Source organism: uncultured Paracoccus sp. (assembly GCF_937873615.1).
Lineage (GTDB): Bacteria > Pseudomonadota > Alphaproteobacteria > Rhodobacterales > Rhodobacteraceae > Paracoccus.
Genome location: NZ_CALMYP010000017.1, coordinates 174,480 through 189,739 on the forward strand (window position 1 = coordinate 174,480; position 15,260 = coordinate 189,739).

The 15,260-nt window shown below is 66.4% G+C and carries 12 protein-coding genes; 2 read left to right on the plus strand and 10 right to left on the minus strand.

Annotated features, from left to right (window positions below; translation table 11 throughout):
* Nucleotides 1–66: 66 nt before the first annotated feature.
* The 3 genes from Q0330_RS05810 to Q0330_RS05820 all read right to left on the minus strand — a co-directional run bounded on the left by Q0330_RS05810 (nucleotide 67) and on the right by Q0330_RS05820 (nucleotide 4,002).
* On the minus strand, nucleotides 67–1,326 hold the full coding sequence (locus Q0330_RS05810) for a urate hydroxylase PuuD (RefSeq protein WP_299475823.1): 1,260 nt from the start codon (nucleotides 1,324–1,326) through the stop codon (nucleotides 67–69).
* A 161-nt stretch (nucleotides 1,327–1,487) separates the two neighbouring features.
* Nucleotides 1,488–3,761, minus strand: coding sequence for an NADP-dependent malic enzyme (locus tag Q0330_RS05815; protein WP_299475825.1), 2,274 nt, complete (start codon nucleotides 3,759–3,761; stop codon nucleotides 1,488–1,490).
* Between the two features lie 19 nt (nucleotides 3,762–3,780).
* Nucleotides 3,781–4,002, minus strand: coding sequence for a hypothetical protein (locus tag Q0330_RS05820; protein ID WP_299475828.1), 222 nt, complete (start codon nucleotides 4,000–4,002; stop codon nucleotides 3,781–3,783).
* Nucleotides 4,003–4,066: 64 nt separating this feature from the next.
* Here Q0330_RS05820 and Q0330_RS05825 point away from each other — a divergent pair, with 64 nt between their 5' ends.
* Both Q0330_RS05825 and Q0330_RS05830 read left to right on the plus strand, forming a co-directional pair.
* Nucleotides 4,067–5,365: an efflux RND transporter periplasmic adaptor subunit gene (locus tag Q0330_RS05825; protein WP_299475830.1), complete on the plus strand. Its 1,299-nt coding sequence runs from the start codon at nucleotides 4,067–4,069 to the stop codon at nucleotides 5,363–5,365.
* Nucleotides 5,365–8,493 (plus strand): multidrug efflux RND transporter permease subunit, encoded by a 3,129-nt coding sequence (locus Q0330_RS05830; RefSeq protein ID WP_299475832.1) that lies wholly within the window; start codon nucleotides 5,365–5,367, stop codon nucleotides 8,491–8,493. Before Q0330_RS05825 ends, Q0330_RS05830 begins: the two co-directional genes overlap by 1 nt.
* On the opposite strand, the gene Q0330_RS05835 is transcribed toward Q0330_RS05830, so the two are convergent.
* From Q0330_RS05835 to Q0330_RS05865, 7 genes are read right to left on the minus strand one after another with little or no spacing between them, the layout of a single operon-like run.
* Nucleotides 8,477–9,733 (minus strand): glycerate kinase, encoded by a 1,257-nt coding sequence (locus Q0330_RS05835; RefSeq protein ID WP_299475835.1) that lies wholly within the window; start codon nucleotides 9,731–9,733, stop codon nucleotides 8,477–8,479. The two genes, Q0330_RS05830 and Q0330_RS05835, sit on opposite strands and share 17 nt — an antisense overlap.
* On the minus strand, nucleotides 9,730–11,235 hold the full coding sequence (locus tag Q0330_RS05840; protein WP_299475837.1) for a tripartite tricarboxylate transporter permease: 1,506 nt from the start codon (nucleotides 11,233–11,235) through the stop codon (nucleotides 9,730–9,732). Before Q0330_RS05840 ends, Q0330_RS05835 begins: the two co-directional genes overlap by 4 nt.
* Nucleotides 11,232–11,678, minus strand: a complete 447-nt coding sequence (locus tag Q0330_RS05845) for a tripartite tricarboxylate transporter TctB family protein (RefSeq protein ID WP_299475840.1) — start codon at nucleotides 11,676–11,678, stop codon at nucleotides 11,232–11,234. Before Q0330_RS05845 ends, Q0330_RS05840 begins: the two co-directional genes overlap by 4 nt.
* Nucleotides 11,679–11,682: 4 nt before the next feature.
* On the minus strand, nucleotides 11,683–12,654 hold the full coding sequence (locus tag Q0330_RS05850; RefSeq protein WP_299475843.1) for a tripartite tricarboxylate transporter substrate binding protein: 972 nt from the start codon (nucleotides 12,652–12,654) through the stop codon (nucleotides 11,683–11,685).
* Nucleotides 12,655–12,684: 30 nt separating this feature from the next.
* Nucleotides 12,685–13,434, minus strand: coding sequence for an SDR family oxidoreductase (locus Q0330_RS05855; protein ID WP_299475845.1), 750 nt, complete (start codon nucleotides 13,432–13,434; stop codon nucleotides 12,685–12,687).
* A gap of 1 nt (nucleotide 13,435) precedes the next feature.
* On the minus strand, nucleotides 13,436–14,761 hold the full coding sequence (locus Q0330_RS05860) for a TRAP transporter large permease (RefSeq protein ID WP_299475848.1): 1,326 nt from the start codon (nucleotides 14,759–14,761) through the stop codon (nucleotides 13,436–13,438).
* Nucleotides 14,754–15,239 carry a TRAP transporter small permease gene (locus tag Q0330_RS05865; protein WP_299475851.1) on the minus strand — a complete coding sequence of 162 codons (486 nt, stop codon included), beginning with the start codon at nucleotides 15,237–15,239 and terminating at the stop codon, nucleotides 14,754–14,756. Before Q0330_RS05865 ends, Q0330_RS05860 begins: the two co-directional genes overlap by 8 nt.
* Between the last annotated feature and the right edge of the window lie 21 nt (nucleotides 15,240–15,260).

The window sequence follows — 15,260 nt, forward strand, 5'->3', positions numbered from 1 at the left end:
AGCAGCCCGGCGCGGCAAAGCAACGCGCAATGGGTTAACGCCTTGGCCGGCCTTGCTGCGAAACGCTCAGTTCTCCGCGAGGCGGCGCGGCGCCAGCCCGGTGGCGGCGCGATACCAGTCGACAATCGCCTGCCGCTCGGGCGCTTCCATGAAGCTGACATTGGCGGGCGGCATGGCATGGGTCAGCCCGGCCTGAAGATAGACCTCACGCGCGGCACGGGTCACGTCGTCGGGGGTTTCGAGCAGCAGCCCTTTCGGCGCGCGGTGGATACCCTCATAGCCCGGCTCGCGCGCATGGCACATGGCGCAGCGGCCCGGGACGATGTTCATCACCTCGTCGAAACCCGCCGCATCGGCGAATTTCTGCTGCGCGGGGGACAGGACGCGGGCCTCCGACTCGTCGTAATCCGACTGCCAGAGCGGCGCGGTCGACAGCCACATCACGCCGATGAACAGCATCGCCGTTGCCGCCCAGGTCCACCATTTCATGCCGCCGCCGGAATGCATGGTGTTGAAGAAATGCCGGATGGTGACCCCCATCAGGAAGATCAGCGCCGCGATCAGCCAGTTATACTGGGTGGCGAAGGCCAGCGGGTAATGGTTCGACAGCATCAGGAAGATGACCGGCAGGGTCAGGTAATTGTTATGGGTCGAGCGCAGCTTGGCGATACGCCCGTATTTCGGATCGGGCTTGCGGCCCTCCTGCAGGTCCTTCACCACGACACGCTGGTTCGGCATGATGATGAAGAAGACGTTCGCGGTCATGATCGTGGCCGTGAAAGCGCCCAGATGTAGCATGGTCGCGCGGCCGGTGAAGATCTGGTTATAGCCGTAACCCATCGCCACCAGCAGCGCGAAAAGCAGCAGCATCAGCGTTGTTGGGCGTTCCCCCAGCGGGGATTTGCACAGCCGGTCATAGACCAGCCAGCCGATCGACAGCGACGCCGCCGAAATCAGGATGCCCTGCCACAAGGCCAGTTCCGCCTTGGCCGGGTCGATCAGGAACAGTTCGCCCCCGACCCAATAGACGATCATCAGCAGCGCCGCGCCCGAAAGCCATGTCGAATAGCTTTCCCATTTGAACCAGATCAGGTGCTCGGGCATGTTTTCCGGTGCCACCAGGTATTTCTGGATATGGTAGAAGCCGCCGCCATGGACCTGCCATTCCTCGCCGTAAGCGCCCGGTGGCAGATGCGGCGCCTTGCGCAGGCCCAGATCGAGCGCGATGAAATAGAAGCTCGACCCGATCCAGGCGATGGCGGTGATGACATGGACCCAGCGGACGGCAAAGCCGATCCAGTCCCAGATGATGGCGAATTCGTACATGCACTGTCCCCTGCGGCTTCCGGCACCCAGCCTAGCCGAAGGCAGGGGGCAAGGTTAAGGCCGATTAATGGAAAAGCCGCCTTCGCCCGGCACTTATGCGGCACAAGCCCGCGCGGTGATGCCCCGGCCGGCGGTCTGCCCACCGGCCGGGCAAGGCGCGTTCAGCTATAGCTCGACACATTGGTGCCGGCGAGGGCCGAGATATTCATCAGCCCGCGCACGGTGATGCCGGGGGTGACGATATGGGCGCGGTTCTCCATCCCCATCAGGATCGGCCCGACCTCCAGCCCGCCGGCGACCGAGCGCAGCATGTTGCGGGCCGCGCTCGCGATCTCGGAATTGGCATAGACCAGCCCGTTGGCCCGCCCGGTCAGCCGCCCCTCGGGATAGAGCCTTTCGCGCAGTTCCGGATCCAGCGCCACATCGGCGGTCATCTCGCCCTCGTATTCGAAGTCGAGATCCATGCCGTCGAGGATCTCCATCGCCGCGCGCATGGTCCGGCTGGTCGGGGTGTCGAGATTGCCGAATTGCGAGGCCGAGCACAGCGCGATCTTCGGCTCGATCCCGAAGCGGCGCATGTGGCGCGCGGCCCCGATGACGGTTTCAGCGACCTGGGCCGGGGTGGGATCGAGATGCACCTGCGTATCGGCGATGAACATCGGCCCACGGTCGAGGATGATCAGCGACAGCGCGCCCACCGGATGCGCATTGCCCCGGGCCAGAACCTCGCTGACATAGCGCAGGTGCCAGCGATATTCGCCGAAGGTGCCGCAGATCATGCTGTCGGCATCGCCCTGATGAACCATCATCGCGGCAATCGCGGTGGTGTTGGTGCGAATGATCGCGCGCGCCAGATCGGGCGTCACCCCGCGCCGGCGCATCAGCTGGTGATAGGCCGACCAATAGTCACGGTAACGTGCATCGCTTTCCGGGTTGATGATCTCGATCGCGCCCAGATCGAGCCGGATGCCCTCGCGCTCCAGCCGGGCCTCGATCACCTCGGGGCGGCCGATCAGGATCGGCGTGTCATGGCCTTCCTCGATCAGTTGGCGGGCGGTGTGCAGGATGCGCTCGTCCTCGCCTTCCGAGAAAACCAGCCGGCGATTGGCGGCACGGTCGGCCTCGAAGACCTGACGCATGATGCTGTAGCTGCGATAGACCTGCCCCTGCAGACGGCGGGTGTAATCGCCCAGATCGAGTTCGCGCGTCGCCACCCCCGAGGAGATCGCGGCCTTGGCCACGGCGGTGGCGATGGTCGGCAGAAGCCGGGGATCGAAGGGTTTCGGGATCAGATATTCCGGCCCGAAGCTGAGGGTTTCGCCGCGATAGGCCTGCCCGACCTCGGCCGAGGTGGTCTCGCGCGCCAGAGCCGCGATGGCCTCGACACAGGCCACCTTCATTTCGTCGTTGATCTGGGTCGCGCCGGTATCCAGCGCCCCCCGGAAGATGAACGGGAAACACAGCACATTATTGACCTGGTTCGGATAATCGCTGCGCCCCGTCGCGATCAGCGCATCCGGGGCGGCGGCGCGGGCCTCTTCCGGCATGATCTCGGGCGTCGGGTTCGCCAGTGCGAAGATGATCGGCTTCGGCGCCATTTTCGCGACCATCTCGCCGGTCAGCAGGCCCGGCCCGGAAACGCCAAGGAACAGATCCGCCCCCTCCATCGCCTCCAGCGTGCTGCGCTTTTCGGTGTCGCGGGCGAATTCCTGCTTTTCCGGGTTCAGGTCGTTGCGCTGCGTATGCACCACGCCCTTGCTGTCGAGCATGGTGATATTGTCCTTCTTCACCCCCATGACCATCAGCATCTTCAGGCAGGCGATGCCGGCCGCCCCGGCGCCGAGCGCCACGACCTTGATATCCTCGAACTTCTTGCCCGACAGCCGCATCGCATTGCTGGCCGCCGCCGCCGCCACGATGGCGGTGCCGTGCTGGTCGTCATGGAAGACCGGGATGTTCATCCGCTCCTTGCAGAGCCGTTCGACCAGAAAGCAGTCGGGCGCCTTGATGTCTTCCAGATTGACCGCGCCGAAGGTCGGCTCCAGCTTGCAGACCAGATCGGCCAGCTTCTCGGGGTCGGTCTCGTTCACCTCGATGTCGAAGCAGTCGACGCCGGCGAATTTCTTGAACAGGACCGCCTTGCCCTCCATCACCGGTTTCGAGGCCAGCGGGCCGATATTGCCAAGGCCCAGCACCGCCGTGCCGTTGGAAATCACCGCGACCAGATTCGATTTCGCCGTATAGCGCATCGCGTCGAGCGGGTTCTTCTCGATCTCCAGACAGGCATCGGCGACGCCCGGCGAATAGGCATTCGACAGGTCGCGGCCCGTATCCATGGGCTTGGTCGCCCGGATCTCCAGCTTGCCCGGTTTCGGAAACTCGTGGTAATCCAGCGCCTCCTGGCGGCGGTCATTGGTGATATCATCGGCCGGCATGGTGTCCCTCCCAGACGCGTTAACGTTCTCCTCGGGTCAATTCGGCAATTTCTGAGCGGGATTTGCAATGCCCTGTTTTGCGGCGGCTCGCGCCCTTGTCGCGTGACATCATGTGGCGCGCGCTGAAAGCCCGCATTCCTGCGCGGCGCAACGGCAGGAAAACATGCCCGGTATCGAGCGGCCCCATCCAGCGCCGTTTGGCTTTCGTTTGGCTATGTCGCGCTATGGTGTCAGGGTTCATTTGCGGCTTGTCGAAACAACGGCCGTCCCCGACAATCGCAGCACAACCGGCGGCCATATTCCTCATGACGATCACTCAGCCCAGATCTTTCACCCGTCGCCTCGCCCGTCTGGCGCTGCTGGCGGTCCTGTCCGGCATTGTCCTGCACGGCCCCCTGCCGGCAGGCGCGCAGCCGATGGGCGGGTTTGGCGGCCCCGGCGGACCCGGTGGTCGTTCCGGTCCGAGCGAGGTCGGCGTGATGCCCGTTACCCGTGCCGATGTGCCGGTGACCGTCGAATTGCCGGGCCGCGCCACCGCTTTCCAACTGGCTGCCGTGCGCCCCAAGGTCGGCGGCGAGATCACCGAGATCCCCTATGAGGCCGGCACCCTGGTCGAGGCCGGCACGGTGCTGTTCCGGCTGGAGGACGAGACCCTTGCCGTCGAACTGACCGCGCGCGAGGTTGCCGTGGCCTCGGCGCAGGCGGCGCTGGAAGGCGCGCAGGCGACGGTGGATCGCTATCGCAAGCTCAGCGGTTCGGGCGTGACTCAGGCCGATCTCGAATCGGCGGTGGTGCTGCTGGCGGCGGCGCGGGCGGCGCTCGGCTCGGCCGAATTGCAGCGCGACCTGGCCGAACTGGCGCTGCGGCGCACCGAAATCCGCAGCCCGATCCGCGGCATTGCCGCCGTCACCCCGTTCAGCGTCGGCGATACCGTCAGCGAAGGACAGTCCGACGCGCTGACCGAGGTGGCGCAGGTCGATCCGATCTATGTCGATGTCTCGGAATCGCGTGCCCGCATCCTGCGCCATCAGCGCAGCATCGCCGATGGCAGCATGGAGCGTTTCGACAGCGGCGGCGTGGCGCAGCTGACGCTTGAAACCGGCGAGACCTATGCCCAGCCGGGCCGCATCCTTGCCCCCGGAACCCAGGTTTCGGCGACCACCGGGACGATCCCGATCCGGCTGCAATTCCCCAACCCCGAGCGCCAGATCCTGCCCGGCCAATTCGTCCGCGTCACGCTGACCATAGGCCGCATCAATGCCTTCCTTGTCCCGCAGCGCGCCACCAGCCGCGCCGCCAGCGGCGACCTGACCGCATTCGTCGCCCGCGACGGCAAGGCGGTGGAGGTGCGGCTGAGCGAGGTCGGCACACATGAAAACGCCTGGATCGTGACCGAGGGGCTGGAAGACGGCGACCAATTGATCCTCGACGGGCTGAGCAACCTGCGCGACGGGGCCGAGATCACCACCGTCCCGGTCGAGATCGACGAAGGCGGCGTCGTGCGCGACGCAGAAGACGCCGCCGCCACGACCGATCCGGCCCCCGAAACCGCCGCTGCGGGAACATCCGCGCGCGCGCCTGCCACGCCTTCGGATGGCGGCTGATGGGCCAGTTCTTCATCCACAGACCGGTTTTCGCCTGGGTTCTGGCCATCGTCACCATGCTGGCCGGGGCCTATAGCCTGATCGGCCTGCCGGTCTCGCAATATCCCGATATCGCGCCGACCACGATCCGCATCAGCGCCAGCTATTCCGGCGCCACCGCCGAGGCGGTGCAGAATTCCGTCACCACCCCCATCGAGGATTCGCTGACCGGGCTGGACGGGCTGCTCTATTTCGAATCCAGTTCGTCACAGGGGCGCGCCTCGCTGACGCTGACCTTCGACGACAGCGTCAGGCCGACCGATGCGCTGAACGACGTGCAATCCAAGGTCCGCAGCGTCGAATCGCGCCTGCCTTCGCCTGTGCAGTCTGACGGGGTCTCGGTCACGCGCTCGACCTCGTCGATCCTGATGGTCGGCTCTCTGGTCTCGACCGATGGCCGCTATTCCACGGTCGAGCTGGGCAATATGCTGGAAGAAATCGTCGAAGGCCCGGTGAAGCGCGTGCAGGGCGTCGGCGGGATCAATGTCTTCGGCTCGGGCTATGCGATGCGGATCTGGCTGGATCCGTTCCGGCTGGCGCAATACAACCTTCTGCCGACCGACATCACCTCGGCGGTGGCAGCGCAGAATTCGACCGTCTCGGTCGGCTCGCTGGGGTCGCAGCCGGTCAGCCGGGGGCAGCAATTCACCTCGACCATTACCGCGCAAAGTCAGCTTGAGAATGTCGAGGGCTTCCGGCGCATCCTTCTGAAAACCGGCGAGGACGGTGCCGCCGTCTGGCTGGGCGACGTGGCCGATATCGAGATCGGGCAGGAACGCTATGGCTCCGACAGCCGCTTCAACGGCATGAACTCGGCCGGTTTCGGGATCAATCTGGAAACCGGCGCCAATGCGGTCGAGACCGCGCAGGGCGTGCGCGCCGTGCTGGAAGACCTGAACAACGCCCTGCCCGAGGGCGTCGATCTGCGCGTGGCCTATGACACCTCGCCCTTCGTCGAATTGTCGATCGAGAAGGTCTATCACACCCTGATCGAGGCCATCGTGCTTGTCGTCGCGGTGATCCTGATCTTCCTGCAAAGCTGGCGGGCGACCTTCATCCCGGTGATCGTGGTGCCGGTGGTGCTTCTGGGCACCTTCGCGGTGCTGGCGGTGCTGGGCTATTCCATCAACACGCTGACCATGTTCGCCATGGTGCTGGCCATCGGCTTGCTGGTCGACGATGCCATCGTGGTCGTGGAAAACGTCGAGCGCGTCATGCGCGAGGATCGGGTCGGCCCGGTGCCGGCCACGGAAAAATCCATGCGCCAGATCTCGGGCGCGCTGATCGGGATCGCGGCGGTGCTGTCGGCGGTGTTCCTGCCCATGGCCTTCATGGCCGGCTCGACCGGGGTGGTTTACCGGCAATTCTCGGTTACCATCATCACCGCCATGGGCCTGTCGCTGGCTGCCGCCCTGATCCTGACCCCGTCCCAGACCGCAAGCCTGCTGCGCCCGCACACGGGCGAGGCGCGCTTTGCCCCGGCCCGCTGGTTCAACCGCGGTTTCGACCGCATGGCCCATGGCTATGCCGCCGTCATCGCCCGCAGCGTCCGTCGCCCGTTCATGGCGCTTCTGCTGCTGGTGCTGATCTCGGGGGCCGCATGGCAATTGTTCGCGCGCATGAATTCGACCTTCCTGCCGACCGAGGATCAGGGTGTGCTGATGGCCCGGATCAGCCTGTCCGAAGGCTCGACCTCGCAGCAGACCGAGGCCGTGGTCGAGAAGATCGAGGATTACCTGCTGACCGAGGAACCGGGCGTGGAATCGGTCTTCGGCGCCATCGGTTTCGGTCTGTCGGCCAGCGGTCAGGGCCGGGCGACGCTGTTCGTGAAGCTGAAGGATTTCGACCTGCGCGGCGATCCCGAACAATCCGCCTCGGCCATCGCGCAGCGCGCCAATAAGCGTTTCTCGGGCGAGCGCGCCGGGCGGGTCAGCTTTACCCAGCCGCCGCCGATCCAGGGGCTTGGCAACCAGTCGGGCTTCGAGATGTTCCTGATCGACCAGACCGGTCAGGGGATCGACGGGCTGCGCGCGGCATCCTCGACGCTGGAAGCCGTGACCGAAGCCGATCCCCGCCTGCAGAACGTGCAGGGCCGGGGCGACGAGGACGACGCGGCGCTGCGCCTCGATATCGACGCGCAGCGGGCCGAGGCGCTCGGCCTCAGCCTGAACGAGGTGAACGGGATGCTCTCGGTGATCTTCTCGGGGCGCGAGGTCAACGATTTCGCCATGGGCGCGACCCTGCGCCCGGTGATCGTGCAGGGCGAGGCCGGCTATCGGATGCAGCCCGAGGATCTGGAGGCGTGGTATGCGCGCAATTCCAGCGGCGAGATGGTGCCGTTCAGCGCCTTTTCCTCCTATCGCTGGGTGCCGGTCGCGCCGCGCCTGCAACGGTTCGAGGGTTCGGACGCGATCTCGATCTCGGGCGAGGAAGCGCCGGGCACCAGTTCCGGTCAGGCCATGGCGGCGATGGAGGAACTGGTCGCGGATCTGCCCGGCGGTTTCGGCGTCGCCTGGACCGGCCTCGCCTATCAGGAGCAGCAATCCGGCAATCAGGCGCCGTTCCTTTATGCGCTGTCGGCGCTTGTCGTCTTCCTGTCGCTGGCGGCGATCTATGAAAGCTGGACGGTGCCGATGGCGGTGATCCTTGCGGTGCCGGTAGGGGTCTTCGGGGCGGTGGCGGCGGCGCTGATCTTCGGGCAGTCGAACGATGTCTATTTCAAGGTCGGCATCCTTACCACCATCGGCCTTGCGGCGAAGAACGCCATCCTGATCGTCGAATTCGCCCGGGTGCTGGAACTGGAGGGGCGATCCGCCGTCGAGGCCGCGACCGAGGCCGCGAAGCTGCGCCTGCGCCCGATCCTGATGACCTCGCTGGCCTTCATCCTCGGCGTCTTGCCGCTGGCCATGGCGCGGGGCGCAGGGGCGGCGGCGCAGAACTCCATCGGGATCGGGGTCATGGGCGGGATGATCGCCGCGACCTTCATCGGCATCTTCCTGGTGCCGAGCTTCTACGTCGCCATCCGCAGCCTGTCAGGCCCGCTGCGCGCGCCGCCGAAACGGGTGCCGGCAGCTATGCCCGGCGAATGAGGATGGCGCGGAAGTCGTTCACATTGGTCAGGGTCGGGCCGGTCACGACCTGATCGCCAAGTGCGGCAAAGAAGCTGTGCGCATCGTTGCGCGCCAGCGCCTGCGCCGCATCGACGCCTGCCGCCTGCGCGCGCGCCAGCGTATCCGGCGTGATGATCGCGCCCGCCACCTCGGCCGCGCCATCGACGCCATCGGTATCGCAGGAAATGGCGTGGATGCCGGGCGCACCATCCAGCGCCAGTGCCAGCGCCAGCGCATATTCGGCATTCGGCCCACCCACCCCGTCGCCGCGCCTTGTCACCGTCAACTCGCCCCCCGACAGCAGGATCAGCGGCGCGTCGTCTTCGGCCAGATCGGCCTGCATCTTCAGCGCCAGCGCGGCATGTTCTGCCGCCACCTCGCGCGCCTCTCCGTCCAGATCGTCGCCGAGGATGACATTCGCGAAGCCGCCCGCGCGCGCCATATCCGCCGCTGCCGCCAGCGATTGCGCAGGCGCCGCGACGACGCGGTTATCGACCTTCGACAGCCGTTCGTCGCCCGGCGGAATGACCCCGCTCCGGCCCGCCAGCACGGCACGGGCGCTGTCCGGCAGGCCGATCTGCCAGCGCTCCACAATCGCCAGCGCATCCGCCGCGCTTGAGGCATCGCCCACCGTCGGCCCCGACCCGATCATCGCCGGATCGTCGCCCGGCACGTCGGAAATCATCAGCGCCACCACCTGCGCCGGTGCGGCGGCAGCCGCCAGTTGTCCGCCCTTCACCCGGCTCAGATGCTTGCGCAGCAGGTTCATCCGGTGGATGGGCGCGCCGGATGCCAACAGCGACGCGTTCACCGCCTGCTTTTCGGCCAGGGTCATATCTCCCGCCGGCGCGCAGAGCAGCGCCGAGGCACCGCCCGAGATCAGCATCAGCACCAGATCGTCAGGGCCAAGCCCCGTCAGCATGTCCAGCATCCGCGCCGTCGCATCCACCCCGGCCTGATCCGGCACCGGATGCGCGGCCAGGGCGATCTCGATCCCTTCGACCGGGCGGCCATAGCCGTAGCGCGTGATCACCAGCCCTTCGCAGGGGCCCCATTCCGCCTCGACCGCCTCGGCCATCCGGGCCGAGGCCTTGCCGGCACCCACCACCAGCAGCCGGCCCTGCGCGCGTTCCGGCAGGTTCGGCGCGATGAAGCGCATCGGATCGGCGGTTTCGACCGCGCGGTCGAACAGGCGGCGCAAAATCACAAGGTCGCTCATTTTCCCTCCTCAGCCTTTGAGACATGACGCCGCCAGGCCTGCCATATGGACACCAGAATCAACGCGGCGGTGGCGATGGTGAAGCCGCAGGCGATGGGACGTTCCAGAAACACCATCGGATCCCCGCGCGAGATCAGCATGGCCCGGCGCAGATTGGTCTCGATCAGCGGGCCGAGGACGAAGCCCAGCAGAAGCAGCGCCGGGCTGAACCGCGCCAGCGCCAGCAGGTAACCCGCCATGCCGATCAGCGCCACGGCGGCGATGTCGAAGCTGGCACCGCGCACCGAATAGACGCCGAGACAGACGAAGATCAGGATCGCCGGGTAAAGATAGCGGAACGGAATGCGCAGCATCGACACCCAGATCCCGATCAGCGGCAGGTTCAGGATCAGCAGCAGCAGGTTGCCGATGCCGAAGCTGACGACGAGGCCCCAGAACATCTCGGGTCGGGCTTCCAGCATCAGGGGGCCGGGCTGGACGCCGTGGATGACAAGCGCGCCCAGCATCAGCGCCATGATCGGATCGCCCGGAATGCCAAGCGTCAGCGTCGGCACGAAGGCGGTGATGGCGGCGGCGTTATTGGCGGCCTCGGGGCCGGCGACACCTTCCACCGCGCCCTTGCCGAAACGCTCCGGGCTGCGGGAAACGCGACGCTCCATCGCATAGGCAAGGAAGGACGACAGCGTCGAGCCGGTGCCGGGCAGCGCCCCGAAGAAGCTGCCAAGCGCCGTCCCCCGAAGCGCCGGAAAGGGGATGCGGCGAAGGTCGTCGCGGGTCGGCATCATCTGGCGCAGGCTGACAGGCTCGGGCGCCGCCTGCCGTTCGGCATTGCGGATATTGCCGATCACCTCGGCCACGCCAAAGAGGCCCATGGCAAGCGCCACCAGATTGATGCCGTCCATCAGCTCGGTCTGGCCGAAGGTGAAGCGCTGCGCACCGGAATTCACATCGGTGCCGATACAGCCGAGGATCATGCCGAAGACCACCATGGCAAAGCCCTTCATCGGTCGCTCCGCCCCGATGGTCGAGGCCGCGACGAGGCCGAGGATCATCATCGCCGCGTAATCCGCCGCGCCGAAGGCCGTGGCCGCGCGGCTGAGCCAGCCGGCCAGCACCACCAGCACCACGATCCCCAGGATCGAGCCGATGAAGGAGGAGATCATCGAGGTGAACAGCGCCACCCCGGCCCGCCCCTGCTGCGCCATCGGATAACCGTCCAGCGTGGTCACCGCAGATTGCGGCGTGCCAGGCAGGCGCAGCAGGATCGAGGCCACCGCGCCGCCATATTGCGCCCCGTAATAGACCCCGGCCAGCATGATCAGCGCCGCCTCGGGCGTGATATAGAAGGTGATCGGCAAAAGCAGCGAGATCGCGGCCATCGCCCCGATCCCCGGCAGCACGCCGATGAAGGTGCCAAGCGTGACGCCGAGCAGGCAATAGACCAGAACGGCGGGCTGAAGCGCCACGCCGAAGCCGTAAAGGATGCCCTCCCAGGCGCTCATGGCAGCCTCGGCCAGACCGGCAGGCTCATCCGCAGGCCAAGGATGAAGACGATGTAAGTCAGCACGGTAACGGCGCAGGCCAGCACCAGCCGCCAGCGCCAGCCCGGATGCGGTGCGGGGAGGGACGCGATGAGGACGGCCAGAAAACAGGCCAGCACCACGCCCAGCCGGGACATGCCAAGACCGAAGATCAGGATCGCCGCGATCACCGCCGCCGCGTCGCCCCAGCGGATGGTGACAGGCTTCGCGCCGCGCCGCCATGCCGGGACGGCGACGCCGGCACCCAGAAGCGCCAGCATCGCCCCCAGCACGGTCGGGAAGAACCCCGGCCCCATGGCGCGCAGGGTGCCGAAATCCAGCCGCAGCCCGGCATTGATGGCCACGCCCAGCCCCAGCAGGGCCAGCACGGCCCCGCCGCAGATATCCGCCCAGTCCCGGTTCATCGGCTTATTTCGCGGCCTCGATCCTGTCGATCACCGCGCCCCACATGGCGGTATCCGCGCCGATCCGCGCCGCCAGATCATCAGCCGAGCCGCCCGCCGCCTGCCAGCCCATGTCGAGCAGTTTCTGCTGAACGGTCTCGTCGGAAAGAATGGCGTTGATCTCGGTATTCAGCCGCTCGATCACCGCCGGATCGGTGCCGGCGGGGGCGATGAAGGCGTTCCACAGCTCGGCCTTGAAATCGCCGGGCACGCCGGCATTGCCGGCGATCACCGGCACATCGGGGACCTGCGCGAAAGGCTCGGCCGAGGTCACGCCCAGCATCCGCATCTTGCCGGCCTCGACCTGCGGCATGGCGGCAGAGGGGGCCATGAAACCGGCGTCGATCTCGTGCCCGATGATCGAGGTGGTGACCTCGGCATAGGAGGTGAAGGGGATATGCAGCATCTCGACCCCGGCTTCGGCGTCGAAAAGTTCCGCCGTCAGATGCGCGCCCGAGCCCTGCCCGACGGAGCCATAGGAAAGCGCGCCGGGTTCCGCCTTGGCCAGATCGACGAAGCCCTGCAGATCGGCGGCCTCGCTGTCGGCGGCCACGGCCAGAACCAGCGGCGAGGTGGCGACAAGCGCGATGGGCGCAATATAGGCGGCCACGTCATAGCCGAGATCCGGCACCAGCCGGGGCGAGGTGGTCAGCGGCCCGTTGATCGATGTGCCGATGGCATGACCCCCTTCGGCATTGGCCAGCATCTGCTGAATGCCGATGACGCCGCCGGCGCCGGGCTTGTTTTCGACGACGATGGGCTGGCCCAGCTTCTCGGCCAGCGGCTCGGTCACGATCCGGGCCAGCAGATCGGGCGAGGAACCGGCGGGGAAGCCGACATAGACATGCACGGGCTCGGTTGGCCAGTCCTGCGCGAAAGCAGGGGCGGCGAAAGCGGCGGCACTCAGCGCAAGGATCGCGCGGCGGGTGATGGTCATGGTATCCTCCTGGTCGGTCGTTCTTGTCGGTTAGTCTTGGCGCAGGGCCGGAAGCCCGACGCCGGTGGCATCGAAACCGCCATCGGCGGCAATGGTCTGGCCGGTCACATAGCTGGCCTTGTCGGAACAGAGGAAGACGATCACCTGCGCGATCTCGTCCTCGGTGCCGTATCGGTTCAGCGGGATGGCATCGTGATAGGCGGCGCGGATTTCCGGGCTGTGCACCGCCAGCGCCAGCTTGGTATCGACCGGGCCGGGGGCGACGCAATTGGCGCGGATACCGAGTTCCCCAAGTTCCGCCGCCTGCTGGCGGGTCAGGTGGATGACGGCGGCCTTGGAGGTGCCGTAAGCCACCCTGAGCGTCGAGGCCCGTAGCCCGCTGATCGAAGCGATATTGACAATGGCCCCGCCCCCGCGCGTCATGCGCGGGATCACCGCCTGCGAGGTGATGAACACCCCGTCCAGATTGGTTGCCATGACAGTGCGCCAGATCTGCAACTCGGTCTGGTCCAGGAGCCGGAAATCGGCCACGCCGGCATTGTTCACAAGCGCGTCGATGCTGCCGAAGGCGTCGGCCACCTGCGCCACCATCGCCGCCACCTGCGCCTCGACCGAGACATCGCAGGTGATCGGCAGGACATTGTCCAGCCCCGCCGCCGCCCGCGCCAGTTCCTCGCCGTCGCGGTCGATCATGGCGACGCGGCGGCCTTCCTTCAGGAACAGTTTCGTGGTGGCAAGCCCGATGCCGCGCGCGGCGCCGGTGACGATGGCGTTTTTCATCTCAGCCTCCCATCAGGCGGACAAGGAACAGGGACATCTCGGGGAAGACCGCCACGCCGATCAGCCCGACAAGGCTGGCCAGCAGGAAGGGCAGCGCGCCCTTGGCCACCTTCTCGATGGAAAGCTTCGTCACATTGGCGGCGACGTAAAGGTTGATACCCACGGGCGGCGTGATCAGCCCGATGGCGAGGTTGACCATCAGCAGCACCCCGAACCAGACCGGGTCCCAGCCCAGTTGATGCACCACCGGCATGAAGATCGGCAGCGAGATGAACATCACCGTCACCGCATCCATGAACATGCCGGCAATCAGCAGGATCAGCATGATGACGATCAGGATCACCGCCGAATTGTCGGACAGGCCCAGAAGGGCGGTGGAATAGCTGCCGACCAGATCCTCGACCGTGACCACCCAGCCGAACAGGCTCGCATAGGCCACGACCATCATCACCACGGCGGAAGACGCCGCCGCATCGGACAGCGATTCGTAAAGCCCCCGGACGGTCAGCGTGCCATAAGCCAGCCAGCCCACGGCAAGCGCATAGACGGTGGCGACAAGGGCGGCCTCGGTCGGCGTGAAGACGCCCGAATAGATCCCGCCGAGGATCACCACCGGCGTCATCAGCCCCCAGAAACTGTCGATGAAGCTGCGGCCAAGGCGGTCCAGATACGTCCCCGCGTAAGGATCGGGGCTGATCCGGTCGAGTGCCGCGCGCCCCTGCCCGCGCCGGGCAAAGGGCAGCACGGCCAGCATCATCGCGCCCATGAAGATGCCGGGAATGATTGCGGCGATGAACAGATCGGAAATCGAGGTTTCCGCGATCACCCCATAGATCACCAGCCCGATCGAGGGCGGGATGACGATGGAAAAGGCCGCCCCCGTCGCCACCAGCCCGGCGGCGAAGGCGCGGCTATATCCATCCTCCTCCATCGCGCGGATCAGCATCGGGCCGATGGCGGCGACCGATGCGGGGCCGGAGCCAGAGACCGCGCCCCAGAACAGGCACACGACCGTGCCGACGACGCCCATGCCGCCGGGCAGGCTGCCGATCAGCACCCGGAAGAAGCGGATCATGCGCTCGGCGATGCCCAGGGATCCCATCAGCGAGCCGGCGAGGATGAAGAAGGGAATGGCCAGCAGCGAATATTTCGCGATCCCGGCGGCGATCAGGTCGCCCGCCAGATCGAAGCCGAAGCCGATCAACCACATGGCGTAAAGCGCCGAAAGGCCGAGCGAGAACGCCACCGGCACGCCAAGCGCCATCAGCAGGAAGAAGGCCAGCACCATCTGCGTGCCGGCGGGGATCTGCGCCAGCAGGTCAGACATCGGGGACCTCGTGCGGGGCGCGACCCTTCAGCATCTGCAGCGCATATTGCAGATAGCGGACAATGATCAGCGCAAAGCCGAAGGGCACACCCGCCTGATAATACCAGGCCGGGATCTGCAGCGCATAGGATTTCATGCCGTTATTCAACAGGTTCACCAGTGCCTGCCACGAGAACCAGGCCGACATGGCCAGAAGCAGCACGCTCAGCGCGACCGACAGCAGGAAGACCGCGCAGCGCAGCGGGCGCGGCAGCAGGTAGGTCAGCAGGGTGACGGCCAGATGCTCGCCCCGCCGCGCCGCGATGGCGGCACCGAAGACGGTCAGCAGCAGGAAGCCGTAGGTCAGCAGTTCCTCGGTCGCGGCCAGAGAGTAATGCGTCAGGTAGCGCGCGCAGACATTGGCGAAGCCGACCGCGGTCATGCCCAGGAAGATCACCGCGCAGACGATCTTTTCGGCCTCGTTCAGGATGAAGCGCATGGCGGTCCCCGGTTGCGGCGG